We start from the raw sequence: 17,649 nt of genomic DNA, 5'->3' as shown, positions 1-17,649 counted from the left end.
CGGGCGTGAACTCCGACGCCCGACTCAAGAATTTTTTCCGCGGATCCCGGGCTCCAGCGCCGACAGACCGTCGCTGACGGTGTCGAATGCCTGCCCCAGTGCCTGTGCCAGCGACACGGACTCGTCGGCCAGCCAGTGTTCGTAGGCTGAGAGCGCCACGCCGAGCATCGTCCACGCCACCGTCTGGGGGACCAGGTCTTCCGCCTTGCCGCCCAACCGCTTTGCGACGAACGCAGCGACGACTGCCCGCCAACCGGCGTACATCGTCATCGAGTAGGCCTGCAGCGCAGCGGTTTGCAGGATCACACGCATCCGCTGCCGATGCCGGGCCGTCTCCTGCTCGTCAAAGCTGTTGAACGCCAGCAGCGCTGTGCGCAGCGCCTCGTTGATCGGCACGTCAGGGTTCAGGTGCTCGAGCAGGTCGCGCATGTGAGCCAGATGCGCGTCGAAGTCGCCCCACGGCAATGCGTTCTTGGACGGGTAGTATCGAAACAGGGTGCGGCGGGCGATTCCGGAAGCCTCGGCGACATCGTCGACGCTGACCTCGTCGAAGCCCCGTGCCGAGAACAGATCGATGGCCACGTTGGAGATGTGGTCGGGCGTCGTCGAGCGTCGCCGGCCCACCCGGTGTCCGGATTCCTGCCTCGCCACCACCGCGCCCTTCCATTTCGGCACTCGATGCCATATTCTTGCGATCTCGCTCACAATTGTCGAGACACTGTGACTGGAAAGGCGCGCTTGATGGAACCGAATCAGCAGGTTGAAACCGAAGAGCTCGTCACCGAGACCCTGGTTGAAGAGGTGTCGATCGACGGGATGTGCGGGGTCTACTGACCGTGGCGACGCCTGCCGCGGGGTTCAATCCTGACCTGAGCTGGCGGTTGCACCGTCAGGTGGCGGTGCGGCCCGAGCCGTTCGGCGCACTCCTCTACCACTTCGGGACGCGCAAGCTGTCGTTCCTCAAGAACCGCACGATTGTCGAGGTGGTCACGTCGCTTGACCACCACCTCGACGCTCGAGCGGCGTGCCGGGCCGCCGGAATCGACGATGCGCGGCAGGCGCCGTATCTACACGCACTCGGCGTGCTGGCCGAGTCCAAGATGCTCGTATCGGGAGAAGCATGACAGTCGCACCCGTACCCCGGCTGGTCGAGCAGTTCGAGCGTGGCCTCGACGCGCCGATCTGTTTGACGTGGGAGCTCACGTACGCCTGCAATCTGGCGTGTGTGCACTGCCTGTCATCGTCCGGCAAGCGCGATCCGCGTGAGCTGACCACCCGGCAGTGCAAGGACATCATCGACGAGCTCGAGCGGATGCAGGTGTTCTACGTCAACATCGGTGGCGGCGAACCGACTGTGCGGTCTGACTTCTGGGAGCTCGTGGACTATGCCACCGCGCACCACGTGGGCGTGAAGTTCTCCACCAACGGTGTCCGGATCACCCCGGAGATCGCAAAGCGGCTTGCCGCAAGCGATTACGTCGACGTACAGATCTCGCTGGACGGGGCGACCGCTGAGGTCAACGACGCCGTGCGCGGCCATGGCTCGTTCGCAATGGCGACGCGGGCGTTGGAGAACCTCGCTGAGGCCGGCTTCAAAGATGCGAAGATCTCGGTCGTCGTGACCCGGCACAACGTCGACCAGTTGGACGACTTCGCCGCTCTTGCAGCGCGTTACGGCGCGACGCTGCGGATCACCCGATTGCGGCCGTCGGGACGTGGCGCCGACGTGTGGGATGAACTGCATCCGACCGCCGAGCAGCAGGTGCGGCTCTACGACTGGCTGGTCGCCAAGGGGGAGCGGGTGCTCACCGGCGACTCGTTCTTCCACCTGTCCGGCCTGGGTGAGCCCGGAGCGCTCGCCGGGCTGAACCTGTGCGGCGCAGGGCGCGTGGTCTGTCTGATCGACCCGGTCGGTGACGTATACGCGTGCCCGTTCGCCATACACGATCGGTTTCTGGCTGGAAACATCCTGTCGGACGGCGGTTTTCGCAATGTCTGGCAGAACGCGCCGCTGTTCCGCGAGCTTCGCGAGCCGCAGTCGGCAGGTGCCTGCAGCAGCTGCGGACACTATGACAGCTGTCGAGGTGGGTGCATGGCCGCCAAGTTCTTCACCGGTCTGCCGCTGGACGGGCCGGACCCTGAATGCGTGCAGGGCTACGGCGCACCCGCATTAGCCCAAGACAGGGTCAAGCCGAAGTCAAGCGTCGACCACTCACGCAGCCAGCCTGTGATGCTGAAACTGCTGACCAAGCCGCCCGCCCGGCTGTGCAATGAAAGTCCGGTGTGAGTCATGGCACGCGACAAATGGTTCGAAACCGTCGCCATCGCGCAGGAGCGGGCGCGCAAGCGCCTCCCGAAATCCGTCTACGGGGCGTTGGTCGCAGGCAGTGAAAAAGGCCTGACCGTCAACGGAAACGCCGACGCGTTCGGCGAGCTCGGTTTCGCCCCGCATGTCATCGGCGCGCTCGAGAAGCGCGATATGGCGACAACGGTGATGGGGCAAGAGATTTCGATGCCGGTGGTGATCTCGCCGACGGGTGTGCAGACCGTCCATCCCGACGGTGAAGTCGCCGTCGCGATGGCGGCAGCGGCCAGGGGCACCGCGATGGGGTTGTCGTCGTTTGCCAGCAAGCCCATCGAAGAGGTCATCGCCGCCAACCCGAAGCTGTTCTTCCAGGTGTACTGGCTTGGTGGTCGCGACGCGATCGCCGCGCGGGTGCAACGTGCGCGGGAGGCAGGCGCCGTCGGCTTGATCGTCACCACCGACTGGAGCTTCTCGCACGGTCGCGACTGGGGCAGCCCCAAGATCCCCGAGAAGATGAGCCTGGGCACCGTCGTGTCGATGCTGCCCGAACTGGTCAGCAGGCCCCGCTACTCGATGCAGTGGGCGAAAAACATCCGGCCGCCGGACCTCTGTGTGCCCAATCAGGCGGCGCGTGGCGAGAGCGGGCCGCCGTTCTTCCAGGCCTACGGCGAGTGGATGGGCACGCCCCCGCCCACCTGGGAGGACATCGCGTGGCTGCGCGAGCTGTGGGGCGGACCTTTCATGCTCAAGGGCGTGATGCGCGTCGACGACGCCAAACGTGCTGTGGATGCCGGTGTTTCGGCGATCTCGGTGTCCAACCACGGCGGCAACAACCTGGATGGCACGCCCGCGTCAATAAGGGCGCTGCCCGCGATCGCGGAAGCGGTCGGCGGGGATGTCGAGGTGCTGCTGGACGGGGGCGTGCGCCGCGGCAGCGATGTGGTCAAAGCGCTGGCGCTCGGTGCGCGGGCCGTCATGATCGGTCGCGCCTACCTGTGGGGCCTGGCCGCCAACGGTCAAGCCGGGGTCGAGAACGTGCTCGACATCCTTCGAGGCGGCATCGATTCGGCGTTGCGGGGGCTGGGGCGCGCGTCGGTCCACGATCTTGTTGCCGACGATGTGCTGGTGCCGCCGGGGTTCACCCGGGCGCTCGGCGTCCCCCCGGCGTCCGACTCCTGACCTGCAACCCGGGTCAGGGCCGAATGCCCTGGTACAGGCGTGGCGCAGGGGGCTGGCGTGGCTGGCCTTCGCCTGCTGAGAAAAGATCGCGGAAATCAATTGCTGCGCATGCGCCAACAATTGGCGCACGCCAGGCGAATTCGGCCTACCATCGGCGGGTGGCTTTCCCCACCGAGCTCGCGAACTCCGCGTCGAGGCAGCTTCAGGGCACGTCGCCCGCGTTGATCATCCCGGTGGGTTCGGTGGAACAGCACGGTCCTCACCTGCCGCTGGACACCGACACGCGCATCGCCGAGTTTGTCGCCCGTTCTGTTGCCGACCGACTGTCGAGATCGGATGAATCCAACTGGACGCTGGCGCCCGCGATCGGGTACGGGGCCAGCGGAGAGCACGAAGGCTTCCCCGGCACGGTATCCATCGGCACGTCGGCGCTGCGGCTGCTGCTCGTCGAGTTCGGCCGGTCCGCGTCGCGGTGGGCGTCGCGCCTGGTCTTCGTCAACGGCCACGGCGGAAACGTCGAGGCGCTCGCGGCCGCGGTGGCGTTGCTTCGATACGAGGGCCGCGACGCGGGCTGGTGTTCGTGCACCGCGAAGAACGCCGATGCACACGCGGGCCACACCGAAACCTCTGTATTGCTTTGTATTTCGCCGGCAGCTGTGCGCATCGAAGAGCGGTTAGCCGGCAACCGCGAGCCGTTGTCGCAGTTGATGCCACAGCTGCGCGAAGGCGGTGTCGCTGCCGTCAGCGACCTCGGTGTCCTCGGTGACCCGACGACCGCCACGGCCGAGGAAGGTGAACGGATCCTCGCCGAGATGGTGGTCGCGTGTCTGCAACGCATCATCCGGTGGGCGCCGGACCGCGACGGGATGTTGACATGACGGGGCCGCGTCTGCCCGACGGCTTCGCCGTCCAGGTCGACCGCAGGGTGAAGGTGCTCGGTGAGGGCTCCGCCCTCCTCGGCGGCTCGCCGACCAGGCTGCTGCGCCTCGCACCGGCTGCCCAGACCATGCTCAACGGCGGCAGGCTGGAGGTCCACGACGCGGTCAGCGCGCAACTCGCGCGCACTCTGCTCGACGCCACCGTCGCGCATCCGCGCCCGGCTAGTGGCCCGTCGCACCGCGATGTCACCGTGGTTATCCCCGTGCGGGACAACATGACTGGCTTATTGCGACTGGTCGGTACACTGCGCGGCATGCGCGTGGTGGTCGTGGACGACGGCTCGTACCTGCCGGTGCAGCACGGCGACTTCGTCGACATGCACTGTGACATCCAGGTGCTGCGGCACGCCCGCAGCAAGGGCCCCGCAGCGGCGCGTAACACCGGCCTGGCGGCGTGCAGCACGGACTTCGTGGCGTTCCTGGACTCTGACGTGGTACCGCGGCGCGGGTGGCTCGAAGCGCTTCTGGGGCACTTCTGCGACCCCGCCGTCGCGCTTGTCGCACCGCGGATCGTGGGTCTGCGGCAGGCCGACAACCTGGTGGCACGTTACGAGGCGGTGCGCTCGTCACTGGACCTGGGACTGCGTGAAGCGCCGGTGGTGCCCTACGGGACGGTCTCCTACGTCCCCAGCGCCGCCATCATCTGCCGGCGCTCGGTGCTCAAGGAATTGGGCGGCTTCGACGAGACGCTCAAGTCCGGAGAAGACGTCGACCTGTGCTGGCGCTTCATCGAAGCAGGCGCGCGACTGCGGTACGAGCCGATCGCGTTAGTAGCGCATGATCACCGCACGCAGGTGCGAGATTGGTTCGTGCGCAAGGCTTTTTACGGTGAGGCAGCCGCGCCGCTGTCGATCCGGCACCCCGGCAAGACCGCGCCGTTGGTGATCTCCGGATGGACGCTGGTGGTGTGGATCCTGCTCGCGATGGGCTCGGGAATCGGCTACCTGGCGTCGATGGTCGTCGCGGCGATCACCGGCCGTCGCATCGCGAACTCGCTGAGCACCGTCGAGACGGAGCCCAAGGAGGTGGCGGTGGTCGCCGCGCACGGCCTGTGGTCGGCCGCCCTGCAGTTGGCCTCCGCGATCTGCAGGCACTACTGGCCCGTCGCGTTGATCGCCGCACTGATGTCCCGGCGATGCAGGCAGGTGGTGCTCGTGGCGGCGGCGATCGACGGCGTCGTCGATTGGATCACCCGCAACGGCAACGTCGACGACGACACCAAACGGGTCGGGCTGCTCACCTACCTGGTGCTCAAGCGACTCGACGACATCGCCTACGGCGTGGGACTGTGGACCGGTGTGGTGCGCGAACGCCACCTCGGTGCGCTCAAACCCCAGATCCGGACCTGACGCGACATTGCAGATCGATGTCCTGATCGTCGGTGCCGGTAGCGCTGGATCTGTTCTCGCCGAACGCCTTTCCGCCGGTGGGCGATGCCAGGTGACCGTTGTCGAGGCCGGTCCGCCGCCGTCGGATCCGCAGGTGCTGGCGCAGATCAGTGACGGCCTGCGACTGCCGATCGGCACCGCGAGCTCGGTGGTGCGCCGCTACCCGACAACGCTGACCGAGGCGCCGAAACGCCACGCCCAGATCATGCGCGGCGCGGTGGTCGGCGGATCGGGGGCGGTGAACGGCGGCTACTTCTGCCGGGGGTTGCCTTCGGATTTCGACGGTTGGGGCGTGCCCGGATGGACCTGGGCCGACGTGCTGCCGCACTTTCGGGCCATCGAGACCGATCTCGACTTCGACACTGCGTTGCACGGCTCGGACGGGCCGATATTTGTTCGGCGGATGCCGGAATTCGACGGCTGTACAGCAGCTTTCGTGCGAGCCGCGGGCAAAGCCGGGTATCCGTGGCTCACCGACTTGAACGGCGCCACGGCAGGCGATTCGTTGCCGACCGGCGTCGGTGCGGTGCCCCTGAACATCAACGGGCGGACGCGGGTCGGTCCCGGCGGCGCGTATTTGAATCCTGCGATGGGACGCGCCAACCTCACGCTGCTGACCGGCACACATGTCAGGCGGGTGCGGACGAGCCGGGGCGGCGCTGTCGGCGTGGAATGTGTCGGGCCGGACGGCCAGTTCGAGTTGGCCGCCGACCGAATCGTGTTGTCTGCAGGCGCAATCGGGTCGGCGCAGCTGCTCATGGTGTCCGGTATCGGTCCGGCGCAGTCGTTGGAGGCGGTGGGGGTTTCGGTGATCGCCGATCTGCCCGTCGGCGCAGCCGCTGTCGACCATCCGGAACTGGTGCTGCCTGTGGACTGGTCGCCAACTCACGATCTGCCTCCGCTGGAGGCCGTGCTGACCACCGACGGTCTCGAGATCCGGCCCTATACCGCGGGATTCCACGCGATGATCAGCGGCCGTCGTGACGACCCGGCCGACCGGCCGCACATCGGCGTCGCGTTGATGCAACCGCAGTCCCGGGGCCGGGTCGCGCTGGCCTCGCCTGACCCTGACGTCCCGCCGACCATCGAACACCGCTATGACAGCGAACCTGCCGATGTCGCCAAGCTAAAAGCCGGTGCCGAGTTGGCGCGCGAATTGGCCGGTGCCACAGCGGAAGTCGCCCGAGTCTCCTGGTCCACATCGCAACATCTGGCGCGGACCGCACCGATGGGCGTCGGCGATGACTCCGTCGTCGACCCGCAATGCCGTGTGCACGGCGTGGACAACCTATGGGTGGTCGACGGGTCGGTGCTTCCCGCGATCACCAGCCGCGGCCCGCACGCGACGATCGTCATGATGGGTCATCGGGCTGCCGAGTTCATCGCTTGATCCGCCGGATGAAATCGAACTGCTGACCGTCGCGGCCGGGCGACCACACCGCGACGAAGGCGGCCGCCACCATCAAGCTGGCCGACATCACCAGCAGCGAGAGGTCCATCGACTGGATGAACGCGTTCTCGGCGAGTTCTGCGAGTCGCTTTCCCTGCGGGCCCATTTGGTCCGCGACGGCCAGGGCGTTGGCCAGCGAGTCGAGCGCATGCTGGCGCACCTGCTCGGGGAATCCGGCGAGTGCCGGAGCGAGAACGTTGTGATACTGCGCCGCCAGAACCGAACCGGCGACCGCGATTCCCACGGCGGCGCCAACCTCCCTGGTGGTGTCGTTGACGGCAGAGGCGACGCCCTGCTTCTCGTCGGGAACCGCGTTCATGATCGCCGAAGTCGTTGGTGCGACGCACAACCCGATTCCGACGCTCGTGATCAGCAGAGGCCAGACGAGGTCAAGGTAACTCGACCCGGCATCGAGGAACCGCATGGTGAACAGGCCCACGCCGATCAGGAACAGGCCTGACGCCACGGCCACCCGCAGGCCGATCTTCGGCAGGTAGAGATGCAGCGTCGCACCGAGCACCATGATCGGCACCGCCAACGGTGTCAGCGCGAACGCCGTCTGCAATGCGCTGTAGCCGAGGATCAACTGCATGAATTGCATTTCCACGAAGAAGAATCCGAAGTTGGCGAAGAAGAGGAACGTGATGCCGATCGACCCGACGGCGAAGTCGGGCCTGCGGAAAAGTCGAACGTCGAGCAGCGGATGTCGGCGGCGCAGTTCGACCACTGCGAACACCGCGGCCAACATCACGCCCGCAGCCATGCAGCCCCACACGATCGGATGTGTCCACCCGCGTGCCGGCGCTTCGACGACCCCGAAAACGAATACCGCGACTGCGCCGCCGATCAAGACGGCGCCCACCCAGTCGAGCGGTGTCGCGGTTTCGTCCTTCGACGAGGTGATGGTGCATGTGCAGATGAACAGGGCAAGGCTGGCCGCGGCGAAGCCGTGGAAGATGGACTCCCACGAGAAGAACTTCAGCAGTAGCCCGGTGCCCATGAAACCGAAGACGGCACCCGAGCTTGCGACGGCCGCCCAGATTCCGACGGCCTTGTTGCGCTCGCTCTTCGGAAAGGCGGCGGTCAGCAGTGACAGCGTCGCGGGCATGATGAACGCCGCACCCAGACCCGCGACCGCGCGGGCGACGATGATCTGGACGGGGCTGTCGAACACCGTCGGCGCCAGCGAGGCGATGGCGAAGACTGCCAGGCCCAGCAGCAGCGCCCCACGCCTGCCGTACCGGTCGCCGAGCGCACCCGCAGGCAGAAGCAGGCAGGCGAGGACCAACGTGTAGCCGTCGACGATCCACGTCAATTGGGTCTGCGTCGCTGAGGTCTGCACCGCGATGTCCGGCAGCGCCGCGTTGAGCGCAACCATCGACGCGATGACCAACAGAACGTCGACCGCGGCAACGGCCAGCAACCAGGTGCGCGCGCGGCTCGACAAGGAGGCGACGTGGCCGTCGATATTCTGGTCGGATCGCGCGAGGGTGTCGACCATCAGGTCGTCTCCTTTGGGTGGAATATTTTTGAGACTAACAGTCTCGGTACGAGACCGACAGTCTTGGTTTCCCCGCTGGAGGTGATGTAAACGAGATGACGGCCACAAGTAGCGATCCACGGCCTGCCAGGTCGCGGGCTCGGTTACTGGACGCCGCGACGACGCTGTTGCGGTCGGGTGGGCCGAGCGCGGTCACGATCGACGCGGTCACCCGTAGTGCCAACGTAGCGAGAGCGACCCTGTATCGCCACTTCGGCAGCGCCAACGATCTTTTGGCTGCGGCGTTCGCCAGCCTGCTGCCGCCCGCACCGATGCCGCCCGCGGAAGGAAGCCTGCGCGATCAGTTGATCGCGGTGGTGGTGGGGTGGGCGGACTCCATCGCCGAGGTGCCCGCGATGCTCACCGCGATGACCTGGCTCGCATCAGGGCCGGACGCCGTCTCGACCGATGTGGGTCAACACGATTCGGACGCCGTCGGCACCCTGCGCACGCGGATCATCCAGCTGTACTCTGCGCCGTTTCAGGCACTGTTCGAGACACCGCAGGCCGCCGCCCAACTCGACGAGGTGGACCTGATACAGGCGATCGCCCTATTGATCGGTCCGCTGATCCTCGGCAGGCTCTCCACCTTCGCCGACTTCGATTACCGCAGCTGCGCTGAGGCCGCCGTCGACGGCTTCCTGGCCACCCACGCCAAGGGTCACTTGAGCGAATAACGAATCGGCAGGTGCTTGAGCCCGCCGACGAACGTCGTTGCGGAAAGCTCTGGCGTGCCTGCCAATTCGATGGACTGCAAACGCGGGATCAACTCGGTGAACAGGCTGTTCATCTCCATGCGTGCCAACGCCGCGCCAAGGCAGAAGTGCACGCCGTAGCCGAACGCGACGTGCCTGTTCGGGTCGCGGCCGACGTCGAACCGGAACGGATCGACGAATACCTCCTCGTCGCGGTTACCGGAAACGTAAGCGAGATAAACGGATTCGCCCTTGGCGATCTTCACGCCGCGCATCTCGGTGTCCTCGGCCGCGGTCCGCATGAACTCCTTGACCGGGGTGGCCCAGCGGATCATCTCCTCGACTGCCGTCGGCATCAGATCCATGTTCTGGCGCAACCGGTCGAGTTCGCCGGGGTTCTCGATCAGCGCGAGCAGCCCTCCGGAGATCGCGTCCTTGGTGGTGTCGTGCCCAGCGCTCGCGACGATCACGTAGTACGAGAGCGTGTCCATGTCGGACATGTACTCGCCGTCGATGCGACCGTTGGCGATCGCGGACGCAAGATCCTCTGTGGGAGCGGACCGGCGCGACGCCGTCAACGCCGAGAAGTAGTTGAAGAAATCGGCCAGCACCGCCAGCAGGTCCTCGGTCGAACCGCCGCGCTGATGTTCCTCGTCGTCACCGCCGAACATCTCCTGAGTCAGCTTCATCATGCGAGGAAAGTCGTCCTCGGGCAGGCCGAGCAGTGAAAGGATCACGTACAGAGGGAAATTGACCGCGATCGCTTCGACGAAGTCACACTCGGGCCCGATGTCGCGCATCGTGTCGACATAGCGTTTCGCCAGTTCGTCCACCCGGACCTTCAGGTCGCGCATCGCCTTGGGCCGGAACCAGTCGGCGCCGATGGCACGCACCTTGCGGTGGTGGGGATCGTCCATGTGGATGAGCGTGCGGATACCCATGCCGGCTTCCTGCTGCGCCTTGAGCACGTCGTCGGCCTCGGCCCTGGCCAGCAGCGGCCGCGGTTCGGACAGCCACAGCTCGTTGTTGCGCTCGATCGCCATGATGTCGGCGTGTTTGCTGATCGCCCAGAACGGCCGGTACGGCGGGTTGTCGACCCAGGCGACCGGGTTGTTCGCCCGCAGATGGGTCAGCGCCGCATGCAGTCGCGCGTCGTCGGCATAGCCCTTCGGATCGGCCAGTACCTTTGCGGCGTCATCCATCGTCGGCGTGCTCATTCGGGCTCCTCACTGCCGGGCTGTGGCGAAACTTGACGGGTGTCAAGTTCGGAGTGTATGTGACGCGGGCCACCTATGGGAAATGGGGCGGCATCAAGCCGCTACTAGGCTCTATCGCTGTGGCCTGTCGATCGCTTCACTGTCTGTTGGCGCTCGCCTTCAGCGTGGTGCTCGCGGTCGGTTGTGGACGCGGCGGAACCGAGCCGCCGAAGACCGTCAAGCCCTCGGATCCCGCGACGGTGCACACGGCCGCAGGTACGGTGCGCGGCATCGTCGCTCCCGATCACCGACTCTTCGCCGGAATCCCTTATGCCGCACCACCAGTCGGCCCGCTGCGATGGCGACCACCAGAGCCGGCCGCCGCCTGGCAGGGGGTGCGTGACGCCACCCGGTTCGGGCCGAGGTGCCTGCAGGACCCCGGCGGCGACCCGGAATTCGGGCGACAGACCGACGAGGACTGTCTGACGCTCAACGTGTGGACGCCGCCGACGACCAGGGCCGACGAGAAGTTGCCGGTGATGGTGTGGATCCACGGCGGCGCGTTCATCAACGGCAGCGCGAGCGTCTACGACTCGCGGTGGCTGGCCAATCGGGGCGACATCATCGTCGTCACCGTGAACTATCGACTGGGCGCGATGGGCTTCCTGGCACACCCGGCGCTCGGCGCGCCAGGCGACGTCGGCAACTACGGTCTGGCCGACCAGCAGGCGGCGCTGCGGTGGGTGCGCGACAACATCGCCGACTTCGGCGGGGATGCGGACAAGGTCACGCTCTCGGGTGAGTCCGCAGGGGGGATGTCGGTGTGCGACCACCTGGTGGCACCGGAGTCGGCGGGATTGTTCAGGGCTGCGATCATCCAGAGTGGCCCTTGTCAAGCGCAACTGGCGCTGCCCGCCGCGGAGCAGGCCAGTCTCGACTACGCGGCCCAACTCGGTTGCCGCGACGTGCAATCCGCTGCGCAGTGCCTACGCGCACTGCCGGAAGGAAAGCTGCGGGAGCCGGTCTGGTACTACCGCATCGGCGCCGACGCGCTGAGCGGGCCGGTGACGGGAACGTCGCGGCTGCCGGTCGATCCGATGGCTGCGCTGGCGGAAGGGCGCGCGACCCGGGTGCCGGTGTTGATCGGCAGCAACCGCGACGAGTTCACACTGTTCGTCGCGCTGCAGTATCTGCGCAAGGGTCCCTACTCCCGCGAGCAGTATCCGCAGCTGCTGGCCGAGACGTTCGGCGCCGACGCCGCCGCTGTCGAAGCGCATTATCCGCTGCAGAGATACGGCCTTGTTCCGGTTGCGTATTCGGCTGCGGTCACGGACGGGGTGTTCGCCTGCCCGACCGCTCGGATGAGCGACGCAATGGCGCGGACCGGGCCCGTGTACGCCTACGAGTTCAACGACCGGGATGCGCCCATGCCCGAGCCGATGCGCACGTTGCCGTTCCCGGTGGGGGCGAGCCATTCGCTGGAATTGCGGTATCTCTTCGACGTCGGCGGTGCGCCGCCGCTCAACCCGACCCAGCAGGCGTTGTCGGACCAGATGATCGACTACTGGGCGCATTTCGTCCATACCGGCGAACCGGGCGCGCAATGGCCTGCATTCGGCGCCGACAAAAAGCGGGTGTCGTTCCAAGCGGGCACGAGCACAGTGACTACCGACTTCGACGACGTTCACCAGTGCGCGTTCTGGTCTGGCCTGAAAGGTTGACCGCGATGCCGACTCCGGATCCGAACGGCTATGCCGAAGCGTGGGTGCAGGCCTGGAATGGGCACGACATCGAGGCGGTGCTTGCGCACTTCCACGACGACGTGCTGTTCACCTCACCCGTAGCGGCGCGCGTCGTGCCCGAGAGTGGGGGAGTGGTGCGCGGTAAGGCCGCCCTGCGGGATTACTGGACGGCGGCGTTGGCCAAGCAGCCTGATTTGCAGTTCGCGGTGGTCGGTGTCTACCGCGGCGAATCGACACTGGTGATCAACTACCGCAACCATCGCGGTGAGTTGGTCAACGAGGTGCTGACCTTCGACGGCGACGGCCTGGTCCGTGAAGGCCACGGGACGTACCTGTCGGCCTAGGCCTCATGTCACCTGGCCCTGTTCGCGCCTCCCGGCCAGGGATTTGGCTGACGTCGCCTTTTAGGGCATACTGTTCGGGTTGCCTTGAGCCGGGTACGCCTGGCCGGGGCATCCGACCAGCGCCCGTACGGGCGCATCCGGTACCCACCTCGATCGCGACATTTTCTGCCGCGGCTGAGTGTGCGTGAGGGCGACACGCCCGACCGCGGGGATCGGTGGACCACAGACAGATGAACAGCGGCGGCATACCAGCGCGAAGCGAGTGCGCCGAACGGAATGCGGTCCCGACAGGGACCCTGTAGGAGTGAGGTAGGAGAAGCGTGGCGGGACAGAAGATCCGCATCAGGCTCAAGGCCTACGACCACGAGGCGATCGACGCCTCGGCGCGCAAGATCGTGGAGACGGTCACCCGTACCGGCGCCAGCGTGGTTGGTCCTGTGCCGCTGCCGACTGAGAAGAACGTGTACTGCGTCATCCGGTCCCCGCACAAGTACAAGGACTCGCGGGAGCACTTCGAGATGCGTACGCACAAGCGGTTGATCGACATCCTCGACCCGACGCCGAAGACCGTCGACGCGCTCATGCGCATCGATCTGCCGGCGAGTGTCGACGTCAACATCCAGTAGGAGAAACCAGAAGAAATGGCAAGAAAAGGCATTCTGGGCACCAAGCTGGGCATGACGCAGGTGTTCGACGAGAACAACCGGGTCGTTCCGGTGACGGTCGTCAAAGCCGGGCCCAACGTCGTCACGCGTATCCGTACGCCTGAGCGCGACGGTTACTCCGCCGTGCAGCTGGCCTACGGCGAGATCAGCCCCCGCAAGGTGAACAAGCCGGTCACCGGTCAGTACGCCGCTGCGGGCGTCAACCCGCGCCGCCACCTCGCCGAGCTGCGGCTCGACGACGAGGCCGCCGCAAGCGAATACCAGGTCGGTCAGGAACTGACCGCGGAGATCTTCGCCGACGGCACCTACGTCGACGTGACCGGCACCAGCAAGGGCAAGGGCTACGCGGGCACCATGAAGCGCCACGGTTTCCGCGGCCAGGGCGCCAGTCACGGTGCCCAGGCGGTGCACCGTCGTCCCGGCTCCATCGGTGGCTGTGCCACCCCGGGCCGGGTGTTCAAGGGCACGCGCATGTCGGGCCGGATGGGCAACGACCGCGTGACGACGCAGAACCTGTTGGTGCACAAGGTCGATGCCGAGAACGGCGTGTTGCTGATCAAGGGCGCGATCCCCGGTCGTACCGGTGGACTGGTCGTGGTCCGCAGCGCAATCAAGCGAGGCGAAAAGTAATGGCTACCAACAAGATTGACGTTCACACCCCGGCCGGCAAGAAGGACGGCTCCATCGAGCTGCCCGCCGAGCTGTTCGACGTCGAGCCGAACATCGCGCTGATGCATCAGGTCGTCGAGGCGCAGCTGGCCGCCAAGCGGCAGGGCACCCACGCGACCAAGACGCGCGGCGACGTCCGTGGCGGCGGCAAGAAGCCGTACCGCCAGAAGGGCACCGGCCGCGCCCGTCAGGGTTCGACGCGCGCACCGCAGTTCACCGGCGGCGGCACCGTGCACGGCCCGCAGCCGCGCGACTACAGCCAGCGCACGCCCAAGAAGATGATCGCCGCCGCACTGCGCGGGGCGCTGTCGGACCGGGCGCGCAACGGCCGCATCCACGCCGTCACTGAACTCGTCGAGGGGCAGACCCCGTCGACCAAGAGCGCCAAGGCGTTCCTGGCCACCTTGACCGAGCGCAAGCAGGTGCTGGTGGTGATCGGCCGCACCGACGACACCGGTGCGCGCAGCGTGCGCAACCTTCCCGGTGTGCACATCCTGTCGCCGGATCAGCTCAACACCTACGACGTGCTGAAGGCCGACGACGTGGTGTTCAGCGTCGAGGCGCTGAACAACTACATCAGCGCGAACACCAAGACTGCCGAGGAGGTAAGGGCGTAGATGGCGACCGTGACTGACCCCCGCGACATCATCCTGGCTCCGGTCATCTCCGAGAAGTCGTACGGACTGATCGAAGACAACGTGTACACGTTCGTCGTGCACCCCGACTCGAACAAGACGCAGATCAAGATCGCGATCGAGAAGATCTTCAACGTCAAGGTCGCGTCGGTGAACACCGCCAACCGACAGGGCAAGCGCAAGCGCACCCGCGCCGGTTTCGGCAAGCGTAAGGACACCAAGCGCGCCATCGTGACGCTGGCCGCGGGCAGCAAGCCCATCGACCTGTTCGGAGCGCCGGCCTAGCCGGCTGGAAGGACCGCCGGCCGAGCCGGCAGAGAGACTTAGAGAATCATGGGAATTCGCAAGTACAAGCCGACGACCCCCGGTCGCCGCGGTGCCAGCGTCTCCGATTTCGCCGAGATCACTCGCGACCACCCGGAGAAGTCGCTGGTTCGTCCGCTGCACGGCAAGGGCGGTCGCAACGCGCACGGCCGAATCACCACCCGGCACAAGGGCGGTGGCCACAAGCGTGCCTACCGCGTGATCGACTTCCGTCGCCACGACAAGGACGGTGTCGACGCCAAGGTCGCGCACATCGAGTACGACCCGAACCGCACCGCCAACATCGCGCTGCTGCACTATCTGGACGGCGAGAAGCGCTACATCATTGCGCCGCAGGGTCTTTCGCAGGGTGACGTGGTGGAGTCCGGTGCCAACGCCGACATCAAGCCGGGTAACAACCTGCCGCTGCGCAACATCCCGTCGGGCACCGTGATCCATGCGGTGGAGTTGCGGCCCGGTGGCGGCGCGAAGCTGGCCCGTTCGGCTGGCGCGAGCATCCAGCTGCTCGGTAAGGAAGGCACGTACGCCTCGTTGCGTATGCCGTCCGGTGAGATCCGCCGCGTCGACGTGCGCTGCCGTGCCACCGTCGGCGAGGTCGGCAATGCCGAGCAGGCCAACATCAACTGGGGTAAGGCCGGCCGCATGCGGTGGAAGGGCAAGCGCCCCACCGTCCGTGGTGTCGTGATGAACCCGGTCGACCACCCGCACGGCGGCGGCGAGGGCAAGACCTCCGGTGGCCGTCACCCGGTCAGCCCATGGGGTAAGCCCGAGGGCCGTACCCGCAAGGCCAACAAGCCAAGCGACAAGCTCATCGTCCGACGCCGGCGCACCGGCAAGAAGCACCACCGGTAGGAGACAAGCCGATGCCACGCAGCCTGAAGAAGGGTCCGTTCGTCGACGACCATCTGCTCAAGAAGGTCGACGTGCAGAACGAGAAGAACACCAAGCAGGTCATCAAGACCTGGTCGCGGCGTTCGACCATCATCCCCGACTTCATCGGGCACACCTTCGCGGTCCACGACGGCCGCAAGCATGTCCCGGTGTTCGTCACCGAGGCGATGGTCGGGCACAAGCTCGGCGAGTTCGCGCCGACCCGCACATTCAAGGGTCACATCAAGGACGACCGGAAGGCCAAGCGCCGGTGAGTATCACGAGTGAATATCCGTCTGCGGTCGCGAAGGCGCGCTTCGTGCGCGTCTCGGCGACCAAGGCGCGCCGGGTCATCGACCTGGTTCGCGGCAAGAGCGTCGAGCAAGCCCTCGACATCCTGCGGTGGGCGCCGCAGGCCGCCAGCGAGCCGGTCGCCAAGGTGATCGCCAGCGCCGCGGCCAACGCACAGAACAACGAGGGACTGGATCCCTCCACCCTCGTGGTCGCCACCGTCTACGCCGACGAGGGTCCGACCGCCAAGCGCATCCGGCCGCGTGCGCAGGGTCGCGCGTTCCGGATCCGCAAGCGCACCAGCCACATCACGGTGATCGTCGAGAGCCGTCCCTCACGCGAGGACCGGCGCGGTCAGTCGGCCAGCTCGACGCGCGCACGCCGTGCCCAGGGCAGCAAGGCGGCCGCGGCCAAGAAGGCTCCCGCGACCAAGGCGGCTGCTGACGCACCGGCCAAGAAGGCGCCCGCCAAGAAGGCGGCCCCGAAGAAGACGACTGAAGCTTCCGCCGAAGCGAAGGAGGGCTCGGAGTAGTGGGCCAGAAAATCAATCCCCACGGCTTCCGGCTCGGTATCACCACCGACTGGAAGTCCCGGTGGTACGCCGACAAGCAGTACAAGGACTACGTCAAGGAAGACGTGGCGATCCGCCGACTGCTTGCCACGGGTCTGGAGCGCGCCGGCATCGCCGACGTGGAGATCGAGCGCACCCGTGACCGGGTCCGTGTTGATATCCACACCGCGCGCCCAGGCATCGTCATCGGCCGCCGCGGCACCGAGGCTGACCGGATCCGCGCCGACCTGGAGAAGCTGACCGGTAAGCAGGTCCAGCTGAACATCCTCGAGGTGAAGAACCCCGAGTCGCAGGCGCAGTTGGTGGCTCAGGGTGTGGCAGAGCAGCTTTCGAACCGCGTGGCGTTCCGTCGTGCGATGCGCAAGGCCATCCAGTCGGCCATGCGCCAGCCCAACGTGAAGGGGATCCGGGTGCAGTGCTCGGGCCGTCTCGGCGGCGCCGAGATGAGCCGCTCGGAGTTCTACCGCGAGGGGCGGGTGCCGCTGCACACGCTGCGTGCCGACATCGACTACGGCCTCTACGAGGCCAAGACGACGTTCGGCCGGATCGGCGTGAAGGTCTGGATCTACAAGGGCGACATCGTCGGTGGCAAGCGTGAGGCGACCGCGACGGTTCCGTCGGGCGCCGATCGTCCGCGCCGCGAGCGTCCGTCGGGCACCCGGCCGCGTCGTAGCGGTGCGTCGGGTACCACCGCGACGAGCACCGATGCTGGTCGTGCCGCCTCCGGCGACGAAGCCGGCCGCGCCGCCACGGGCACCGAAGATGCGCCTGCCGTCGCCGAGGCGACGGGCGGAACCGAGGCCGCTGCTGGACAAGCACCGGCCACGGAGAACACGGAGAGCTGAAT

At 66.6% G+C, this 17,649-nt stretch carries 21 protein-coding genes; 18 read left to right on the top strand and 3 right to left on the bottom strand.

What is annotated here, in order from left to right:
• Positions 1 to 24 precede the first annotated feature (24 nt).
• Positions 25 to 675, bottom strand: a complete 651-nt coding sequence (gene mftR / locus A5724_RS16855) for a mycofactocin system transcriptional regulator (RefSeq protein WP_232004872.1) — start codon at positions 673 to 675, stop codon at positions 25 to 27.
• A 66-nt stretch (positions 676 to 741) separates the two neighbouring features.
• Here mftR and mftA point away from each other — a divergent pair, with 66 nt between their 5' ends.
• From mftA to mftG, 7 genes are all read left to right on the top strand, one after another.
• Positions 742 to 834 carry a mycofactocin precursor MftA gene (gene mftA, locus A5724_RS33175; RefSeq protein ID WP_082965088.1) on the top strand — a complete coding sequence of 31 codons (93 nt, stop codon included), beginning with the start codon at positions 742 to 744 and terminating at the stop codon, positions 832 to 834.
• Positions 819 to 1,124, top strand: coding sequence for a mycofactocin biosynthesis chaperone MftB (gene mftB / locus A5724_RS16845; RefSeq protein ID WP_369830643.1), 306 nt, complete (start codon positions 819 to 821; stop codon positions 1,122 to 1,124). The genes mftA and mftB overlap by 16 nt, the downstream gene beginning before the upstream one ends.
• The gene (gene mftC / locus A5724_RS16840; RefSeq protein WP_067804119.1) at positions 1,121 to 2,287 is read left to right on the top strand and encodes a mycofactocin radical SAM maturase; all 1,167 of its coding nucleotides are present in this window, start codon (positions 1,121 to 1,123) and stop codon (positions 2,285 to 2,287) included. The genes mftB and mftC overlap by 4 nt, the downstream gene beginning before the upstream one ends.
• Before the next feature lie 3 nt (positions 2,288 to 2,290).
• A complete protein-coding gene (gene mftD, locus A5724_RS16835; protein ID WP_067804116.1) occupies positions 2,291 to 3,484 on the top strand; it encodes a pre-mycofactocin synthase MftD in 1,194 nt (397 codons plus the stop codon).
• A gap of 119 nt (positions 3,485 to 3,603) precedes the next feature.
• Positions 3,604 to 4,362, top strand: coding sequence for a mycofactocin biosynthesis peptidyl-dipeptidase MftE (gene mftE / locus A5724_RS16830; RefSeq protein ID WP_232004880.1), 759 nt, complete (start codon positions 3,604 to 3,606; stop codon positions 4,360 to 4,362).
• A complete protein-coding gene (gene mftF, locus A5724_RS16825; RefSeq protein WP_067804110.1) occupies positions 4,359 to 5,771 on the top strand; it encodes a mycofactocin biosynthesis glycosyltransferase MftF in 1,413 nt (470 codons plus the stop codon). The genes mftE and mftF overlap by 4 nt, the downstream gene beginning before the upstream one ends.
• A 7-nt stretch (positions 5,772 to 5,778) precedes the next feature.
• The gene (gene mftG / locus A5724_RS16820; protein WP_067804572.1) at positions 5,779 to 7,200 is read left to right on the top strand and encodes a mycofactocin system GMC family oxidoreductase MftG; all 1,422 of its coding nucleotides are present in this window, start codon (positions 5,779 to 5,781) and stop codon (positions 7,198 to 7,200) included.
• Here the strand turns inward: mftG and A5724_RS16815 are convergent.
• Complete coding sequence (locus A5724_RS16815) at positions 7,190 to 8,761, bottom strand: MFS transporter (protein ID WP_067804107.1); 1,572 nt, start codon at positions 8,759 to 8,761, stop codon at positions 7,190 to 7,192. The two genes, mftG and A5724_RS16815, sit on opposite strands and share 11 nt — an antisense overlap.
• Before the next feature lie 95 nt (positions 8,762 to 8,856).
• On the opposite strand from A5724_RS16815, the gene A5724_RS16810 reads away from it, so the two are divergent.
• Positions 8,857 to 9,477 carry a TetR/AcrR family transcriptional regulator gene (locus tag A5724_RS16810; protein WP_067804104.1) on the top strand — a complete coding sequence of 207 codons (621 nt, stop codon included), beginning with the start codon at positions 8,857 to 8,859 and terminating at the stop codon, positions 9,475 to 9,477.
• Here the strand turns inward: A5724_RS16810 and A5724_RS16805 are convergent.
• Positions 9,462 to 10,712, bottom strand: a complete 1,251-nt coding sequence (locus tag A5724_RS16805; protein WP_067804101.1) for a cytochrome P450 — start codon at positions 10,710 to 10,712, stop codon at positions 9,462 to 9,464. The two genes, A5724_RS16810 and A5724_RS16805, sit on opposite strands and share 16 nt — an antisense overlap.
• A 113-nt stretch (positions 10,713 to 10,825) precedes the next feature.
• Between A5724_RS16805 and A5724_RS16800 the strand changes: the two genes are divergently transcribed.
• The 10 genes from A5724_RS16800 to rpsC all read left to right on the top strand — a co-directional run bounded on the left by A5724_RS16800 (position 10,826) and on the right by rpsC (position 17,647).
• Positions 10,826 to 12,412: a carboxylesterase/lipase family protein gene (locus tag A5724_RS16800; RefSeq protein WP_067804570.1), complete on the top strand. Its 1,587-nt coding sequence runs from the start codon at positions 10,826 to 10,828 to the stop codon at positions 12,410 to 12,412.
• A 5-nt stretch (positions 12,413 to 12,417) separates the two neighbouring features.
• Entirely contained in the window at positions 12,418 to 12,777 is a 360-nt protein-coding gene (locus A5724_RS16795) for a nuclear transport factor 2 family protein (protein ID WP_197518690.1), read from the top strand.
• A gap of 320 nt (positions 12,778 to 13,097) precedes the next feature.
• Positions 13,098 to 13,403, top strand: coding sequence for a 30S ribosomal protein S10 (rpsJ, locus tag A5724_RS16790; protein ID WP_003883485.1), 306 nt, complete (start codon positions 13,098 to 13,100; stop codon positions 13,401 to 13,403).
• Positions 13,404 to 13,418: 15 nt separating this feature from the next.
• Positions 13,419 to 14,072 carry a 50S ribosomal protein L3 gene (gene rplC / locus A5724_RS16785; protein ID WP_067804099.1) on the top strand — a complete coding sequence of 218 codons (654 nt, stop codon included), beginning with the start codon at positions 13,419 to 13,421 and terminating at the stop codon, positions 14,070 to 14,072.
• Positions 14,072 to 14,728, top strand: coding sequence for a 50S ribosomal protein L4 (gene rplD, locus A5724_RS16780; protein WP_067804096.1), 657 nt, complete (start codon positions 14,072 to 14,074; stop codon positions 14,726 to 14,728). Before rplC ends, rplD begins: the two co-directional genes overlap by 1 nt.
• The gene (gene rplW / locus A5724_RS16775; protein ID WP_067804093.1) at positions 14,729 to 15,031 is read left to right on the top strand and encodes a 50S ribosomal protein L23; all 303 of its coding nucleotides are present in this window, start codon (positions 14,729 to 14,731) and stop codon (positions 15,029 to 15,031) included.
• A 48-nt stretch (positions 15,032 to 15,079) separates the two neighbouring features.
• Entirely contained in the window at positions 15,080 to 15,922 is an 843-nt protein-coding gene (gene rplB / locus A5724_RS16770) for a 50S ribosomal protein L2 (RefSeq protein WP_067804090.1), read from the top strand.
• Positions 15,923 to 15,933: 11 nt separating this feature from the next.
• Positions 15,934 to 16,215, top strand: coding sequence for a 30S ribosomal protein S19 (gene rpsS, locus A5724_RS16765; RefSeq protein ID WP_010908582.1), 282 nt, complete (start codon positions 15,934 to 15,936; stop codon positions 16,213 to 16,215).
• Positions 16,212 to 16,763, top strand: a complete 552-nt coding sequence (gene rplV, locus A5724_RS16760) for a 50S ribosomal protein L22 (protein WP_067804087.1) — start codon at positions 16,212 to 16,214, stop codon at positions 16,761 to 16,763. The genes rpsS and rplV overlap by 4 nt, the downstream gene beginning before the upstream one ends.
• Positions 16,763 to 17,647, top strand: coding sequence for a 30S ribosomal protein S3 (rpsC, locus tag A5724_RS16755; RefSeq protein WP_067804084.1), 885 nt, complete (start codon positions 16,763 to 16,765; stop codon positions 17,645 to 17,647). The genes rplV and rpsC overlap by 1 nt, the downstream gene beginning before the upstream one ends.
• The last annotated feature ends 2 nt before the right edge of the window (positions 17,648 to 17,649 follow it).

It is taken from the genome of Mycobacterium sp. ACS1612 (genome assembly GCF_001667505.1).
GTDB lineage: Bacteria > Actinomycetota > Actinomycetes > Mycobacteriales > Mycobacteriaceae > Mycobacterium.
This window is presented reverse-complemented; position numbering and strand designations above follow the sequence as displayed.